General features: G+C 62.6%; 6 protein-coding genes. 2 read left to right on the forward strand and 4 right to left on the reverse strand.

Annotation, left to right across the window (positions count from 1 at the left end; all coding sequences use genetic code 11):
- The first annotated feature begins 301 nt into the window (after positions 1–301).
- A complete protein-coding gene (locus P9M14_09700; protein MDP8256012.1) occupies positions 302–1,891 on the forward strand; it encodes an ATP-binding protein in 1,590 nt (529 codons plus the stop codon).
- Between the two features lie 5 nt (positions 1,892–1,896).
- Here the strand turns inward: P9M14_09700 and P9M14_09705 are convergent, their stop codons facing one another.
- Positions 1,897–3,258: an FAD-dependent oxidoreductase gene (locus P9M14_09705; protein ID MDP8256013.1), complete on the reverse strand. Its 1,362-nt coding sequence runs from the start codon at positions 3,256–3,258 to the stop codon at positions 1,897–1,899.
- Positions 3,259–3,479: 221 nt separating this feature from the next.
- Between P9M14_09705 and P9M14_09710 the strand changes: the two genes are divergently transcribed.
- Positions 3,480–4,847: a sigma-54 dependent transcriptional regulator gene (locus P9M14_09710; protein MDP8256014.1), complete on the forward strand. Its 1,368-nt coding sequence runs from the start codon at positions 3,480–3,482 to the stop codon at positions 4,845–4,847.
- A 103-nt stretch (positions 4,848–4,950) separates the two neighbouring features.
- Here the strand turns inward: P9M14_09710 and P9M14_09715 are convergent, their stop codons facing one another.
- The 3 genes from P9M14_09715 to P9M14_09725 all read right to left on the reverse strand — a co-directional run.
- The gene (locus tag P9M14_09715) at positions 4,951–5,163 is read right to left on the reverse strand and encodes a sulfurtransferase TusA family protein (GenBank protein MDP8256015.1); all 213 of its coding nucleotides are present in this window, start codon (positions 5,161–5,163) and stop codon (positions 4,951–4,953) included.
- A 13-nt stretch (positions 5,164–5,176) separates the two neighbouring features.
- Positions 5,177–6,058: an NAD(P)H-hydrate dehydratase gene (locus P9M14_09720; protein ID MDP8256016.1), complete on the reverse strand. Its 882-nt coding sequence runs from the start codon at positions 6,056–6,058 to the stop codon at positions 5,177–5,179.
- Position 6,059: 1 nt separating this feature from the next.
- On the reverse strand, positions 6,060–6,481 hold a 422-nt coding region (locus P9M14_09725; protein MDP8256017.1), incomplete at its 5' end, for a hypothetical protein.

Here is a 6,481-nt window from a genome sequence, read left to right on the forward strand (position 1 = left end):
ACGCGTCGGCCCAGGCTGTGCCGGCGGCCATCACCGCTACGCACAGGATTGAAAGAAACAGTACCCTCTTCATATAATCCTCCTACTCTCTCTTTATAGAGCGTATTGCCCCATGTCGTTTTTGTTTAAAACCTATTATTACTTACCCCCCCTTGTCAATAGCAATGTTTTTAGCTTCAGAGATGATGAGCCCCTGAAATATCGGCGGCTCCGGCCATTGTCCGAGGATTGGCAGCGTGATTTGACTTGCCGGGGCTGGGCGTTAAAAATGGACTGCATCACATCCGGGAGAAAAACTTAGATGCCGACCCTGATAATCGAGGAACGCGGCAGGGGCCAGCGCTCCAAGACAATTGGCGATTCCGCCGTGCTCGGCTGCGGATTGGATTGCGAGGTCGTGCTGCAAGGCGAGACCGATCGCCTGGCCCAGATCGAAATGATCGAGGGCAAGTGGCGAGTGCGCAGCCTCTCCGACTCGATCTCGCTGTTCGTCAACGGTCGGCCGGTCAAGCAATCGGCCCTCAACGACGGCGACGAGCTCAACATGGGAAAAAGCCGAGTGACCTTCCACTTGGCACAAGACAAGCTGCCCGAGGGGCTGTGGGACAGCTTCTCCACCGGGTTCTCCCTTAACGACGCCGAGGCGCGCAGTCTGCTCGGCGCGGTCTCCTCCCCCGAAGAGCGGCGCAGGATCAACCCGGATCACGAGGGATACCTTAAAATCGCATACGAGATCAGCAGCCTGCGCGCCCAGTCGCGCTCGTTGCGCGAGTTGGCCGTCGGACTGCTCGAGGTGGTGTTCCGGCTGACGCCGGCCGAACTGTGCTGCATCATGCTCAGCCAGAATCCGACATCGGTCGATCAGCTTATCTGCACCGATCGCCAGGGCCGCGATTGTGAGATGCCGATCAAGAACGAGGTGATCGAGCACGTGGTCGGCCAGGGCACATCGTTCTCTTGCCGCAACGTGCACGACCGCACGGGCCAATGCGCACAGCTCGAGTTCGAAGATCGCGACATCTGCAGCCTGATGGCCGTGCCGCTGCGCGGTCCCAACGGAATCCTCGGCGCAATCAAGATCCTCACCCAGGGCCGCGATCTGTTCGGCCGCTCGGACGACCTGCAGCTGATGACGATCATCGGCAACGAGGCCGGGCTGGCGATTCACAACCAACTGACAATGCAGGTGCGGATCGAAAACCAACGCCTGGCGGCCATCGGCCGCGCCCTGAACTCGCTGACCGATTATCTGCGCGACGTGTTCCAGGGGATCGACGGCGCATCGTTCGGCATCGAGAGCGGCATCGAGTCCAAGGACATCCCCGCGATCCGCACGGCCTGGGAACGGCTGCAGGCCAACCACCAGCGCCTGCGGGCGCTGGTCCAGACCATGCTGCACGCAACCGAGCAACGTCCGTTGCGGCGCCATCGCCAATCGATCAAGCCGCCGATCGACCAAGTATGCGAAATGCTCAGCTCCAAGGCCCTGACCAAGGGCTGCATCATCGAAAGCACGATCTCGGAAAACCTGCCCTGGGTCTTGGTGGACGAGGATGCGATACGCTCCGCGCTGTTCGCCCTGATCGACAACGCGGTGGACGCCGTACCCGACGCCAACGGACGCGTGCGCATTGACGCCCGCGCCACGCGCGACCGCCACATGTTCGTCGAGATCACCGATAACGGACCGGGAATGGACCTCGACCAGTTGCCCCAGGTTTTCGAGGCCTTCTACACCACCAAGGCCGAGGAAGGCACGGGTATTGGGCTGTTCAACGCGCGCAAGATCATCCGCGAGCACAACGGCCAGATCAGCGTGCGCAGCCAGCCGCAGATGGGCACCACGTTCACCATCGACCTGCCGGTACCCAAGCACAAAGAAAAAGAGTAGGCGCCTTAGAGCTTCTTCTGCATCACTCTCGCCGCCATCAGGATCGGATCGATCACTGCTGAGAACGGCGGCGCATAGGCGAAGTCGACCTCGTTGAGCTGATCCACGGTCATTCCGGCATACAGCGCCACGGCCAAAGAATTGATGCGGTGCGCCACGCCCTCGGTGCCGGCCATCTGAGCGCCGAGTAGCCGCCGCGACCCGCGGTCGGCGATCAACATCACGTTGATCGGAACTCCCTTGGGCTGGGCGTGGGCCCGCGAGCGATGCTTGACCAACTGGGTGCAGGCGTCGAACTGCTGCTGCGCCTCGCGCAGGGTCAGCCCGGTGTATCCGACCTGCAGGTCGAAACATTTGAAGTGCATCGATTGCAGCACACCGGCGAAACGCGCATCGCCGCCCGCCGCGTTTTCGCCCGCGGTCCAACCCTGCTTGTTGGCCACATCGCCCAAAGGCGCGTACACCGGCTCGTTGCTGATTCGCTGCAGCGACTGGCAGCAGTCGCCCGCAGCGTAGATCCCATCCACCGAGGTCTGCTGCCGCTCGTCCACGGCAATGGCGCCGCTGGGTCCGATCTCGCAGCCCGCCGCACACGCCAATTCCACAGCCGGCTCCACGCCCAGGGCGGTAAGCACCATCTGGGTCTCGAACTCGCCGCAGTCGGTTTGCACGGCGCATACCAATCCCTGATCGTCGAGCAACATTTGCTGCACCTTGCAGTCGGGCACGTAGCGCACGCCGTTGGCCTGCAGCGTCTGGATGATCAGCTCCGCGATCGGCTGCTCGGCGCGTCCGCCGGGCTTGCTGCTGCGATGCAGGATCGTCACTTCGAGGCCGCGCGCGCTCAGCGCCTCGGCCATCTCCAGGGCGATGAATCCCGCGCCGACGATCGCCACACGCTTGGGGGTGCGCTGCCGGATGAAATCGTCGATAGCCCGTGCTTGGTCGAGAAACTTGAGGCTGAAGACATTGGCCGCGTCCGCGCCCGGAGCATCGAGGGTCCGCGGCCGCGCGCCCGTGGCCAGGATCAGCCGGTCGTACTGGTGCGTCTGCTCCGCGCCGGTCTCCAGGTCGCGCACGGTCACGCTGCGCGCCTGCGGATCGACGGCCGACGCCTCGTGCCGCAGACGAATACGGATGTTTTGACGGCCCTCGAACTCCTCGGGCGAGCGCACCAGCAGACGCTCCCAGGTCGGCACCTCGCCGCTGATGAAGTACGGCTCGTCGCACGCGCCGTACGACACGTAGCGATCGCGTTCGAACAGCGTGATCTCCATTTGTGGATCAATCCGCCGCGCGCGGCTGGCCGCACTGGTGCCGCCGGCCACTCCACCGATCACGATCAACCGCTTGCCCTGATTCGACATCCGACTCACCTCCCGCCCGTTGAGTACAATCCGAATTAAAATACCCTACTTCGCCTTGTCGATAAAAAGGTGAACATATTGTTTATTGGACAATATCCAATACGCTCGCAGGGGAAGAGGGCTGGCGGAGTGTCCGACACCACGGGAAATCAACAGCGCATCCTGTAAGATAAAGCGTAAGCGCGTTGATCGCGCGTAAGACCTGAGGCATTATCTGCGCAATGTCCGACCGCATTCTTGTAATCGACGACGAGACCAAGTGGAGCAAGTTCCTCCAGGAGCTGCTCTCCAAGCAGGGGTACGTGGTCGAGACCCAGAGCAATCCCCTCGAAGCCGTCACGCAAGTCGAATCGGAGCGCTTTGACCTGGTAATCACCGACTCGAACATGCCCAAGCTCGACGGGCTGTCGCTGCTCAAGCGGGTCAAGGAGGTGCACCCGAACCTGCCGGTAATCGTCATCGGCTCGTTCACCACGGTGACCAACGCCATTGAGGCGATGAAGGAAGGCGCCTTCGACTACATCACCAAGCCCTTTGACGTCGAGCACATGCGCAACGTGGTCTCCAAGGCGCTGGAGCGCGTGCACCTGATCCAGGAAAACCGCTTTTTCCGTCAGCAGCCCGCCGAGCCGTACTCGGTGGAGGACATCATCGGCCGCTCGCCGCAGATGAAGGAAATCTACAAGCTGATCGGCAAGGTCGCTGCGACCAACACCCCGGTGCTGATCCTCGGCGAGTCGGGCACGGGCAAGGAACTGGTGGCCCACGCGATCCACGCCCATTCCAACCGCACGGAAAAGCCGTTCGTCGTGGTCAACTGCTCGGCCCTGCCCGAGAGCCTGCTCGAGAGCGAGCTGTTCGGCCACGTCAAGGGCAGCTTCACCGGCGCGATCGCCGACAAGAAGGGCCTGCTCGAGGAGGCTGACGGCGGCACGCTGTTCCTGGACGAGGTCGGCGACATCCCGCTGCCGATTCAGGTCGAGCTGCTGCGCTTCTTACAAGAGGGCGAGGTCCGGCGCATCGGCGGCAACATCACGCGCAAGGTCAACGTGCGGATCATCACCGCCACCAACCAGAACCTGACCGAGCTGATGGAGAAAAAGACGTTCCGCATGGACCTCTACTATCGGCTCAACGTGGTGACGGTCAATCTGCCGCCGTTGCGCGATCGCGAGGGCGACATCTTCTACCTGACCCAGTACTTCATCGACAAGTACAACCAGATCGAGAAGAAGAACGTCCAGGGGATCGGCAACGATGCGATAGCCCTGCTCAACTCCTACGACTGGCCGGGCAACGTGCGCGAGCTGCAGAACTTCATCGAGCGCGCCATCGCCCTGTGCCAGGGCGACCTGATCACCATGCAGGACATGCCGCCGCACCTGGCGCAGAAACCGCAGGCGCAGATCGCGCAGTCCTCGTTCGCCGAACTAAAGGAACGCACGATCTCCGAGTTCGAGGTGCGCATGCTGCGTCACTACCTGAGCCTGGCCAACGGCAACGTGACCAAGGCCTCGAAGCTGGCCGACATGCCGCGCCAGAGCTTCCACCGCCTGATCTCCAAGTACAAGCTGCAGTTCAGCGAATAATGTTGGATAACATTATTTGGTAAACGCTCGCGGGGGCGGCTTCGAGCCGCCACATGGCGAGCCTACACACAAAGATCGATATCTCGACCTTTGTCCCCACCAATCATATTGGTTTAAGGATTAGCTTGTACGCGTCGTCCGCCTGCTGCACCTGGACTTGGTAGCCGTTGCTGCGGCCCAGGCGCGTGATGTTTTCAACTTGGGTCATCTCGTCGACCAGCACGCTCAGCTCGGACTTGGGATCGTCCTTCATCGCCTGGCGCGTTCTAACAACCGGGATCGGGCACGATAGCCCCCTGGCATCGATTTCGATCATTTCATTCTCCACATTAAACGGTGCATACGCCCGACCAGGCGCAGAGGTTTTCGTTGAGTACTTCAGGCAGGCTTTGGATCAGCTTGACGATGCTGGAGTCGACCTGCATTGCAGCGTGGCTGCCTGCCGCGCGGTTGGCTTTGGCCGCGATGATCGCCGCCTCGTGCGGCTCGAGCCCGGCGTACAGCAGCGCCGCCAGCAGGCCGGTGATCGTATCGCCGGTGCCGCCGACCGCCTCCATCTGCGGGACGTTGGGCGAGTCGATACGCGCCTGGATCACCCCGGCGCGAGCCACCAGATCCTCGGCCCCCTTAATCAGGGTCAGTTGCGGGGCGTTCCCCTCTTTGTAGGCCCGGGCGATCTGCTTGGCCGGATCAGCCGCACAATCGTAGATCAGATGCTCGGCAATGTAGGCCGGATGGTCGGCCCGCGGGTCGGCCAGAAACGCCAACTCCGCACGGTCGGGCGTAAACACGTCGAAACGGCGCGCCAGCCCCGCAGCCTTGGCCGCGTACATCGCCCCGGCGTCGGCCAGCAGCAGCGGACGCTGCTTGCAGCGCTCGATTTGCGCCTCGAGCTGCTTGATCAGCGTGACGATCGGCAGCATGTAGTGCAGGCAGAGCACTTGCGGCGCGATGTGCCGTATGTGTTGCGAGAGGTAACGGTAGAGCGCGCGGCTGCCCTTGCCCTGGCCGATATCGCCCGCCAACAGCGCGTGGGGCGGGTCGATTCCCAAATGCTGAGTTACAGCGCAGGCCGCACTGATCATCGCCGCGGTCCCCTGTCCGCAGGGAATTCGCAGGTCGCCCACCACCAGCGTTCCGTTGTCCAGCACCGCAGGGCCCAAGATCGGCTCGGAGCGCTCGTGAGGGATCGTTCCGCAGACCAGCAACATCTCAGGCCTCCCCGGCCAGCTCGCGCGCGTGCTGGAAAGCGCGGTCGAGCATCAGCGCACACAGCGTGTGCCCCAGCTCTCGGGGCGGCTGCGCCGTGTGCAGATCTTGGCCAACGAGCATCGCGTAGAGGTACGGCACGTCCGGGCAGCCGCCGCCGGAGATGTTTACGATCCGCCCGCTGACGCTGTCAAAGGTCAGCTTCATGTTCGCCGCCCTGACCATCACGCAGTCGCCGAAGCGTTCGTGCTGAACCAATTGCAGGGGCTGCGGCGCATTGTCCTGGATCAGCTCGATGCCGATGAATTCGACCCGCGTTCGCTCGAGCTCGCGCCGGATCGACAACTGCTCCACCGCGTTGAACTCCAGCGCCAGGTCGCAGCCCTCGCGTTTGGACACCGGCGGCGCGACCAGACGCACGTCCT

The sequence above is a fragment of the Candidatus Alcyoniella australis genome (genome assembly GCA_030765605.1).
Classification (GTDB): domain Bacteria; phylum Lernaellota; class Lernaellaia; order JAVCCG01; family Alcyoniellaceae; genus Alcyoniella; species Alcyoniella australis.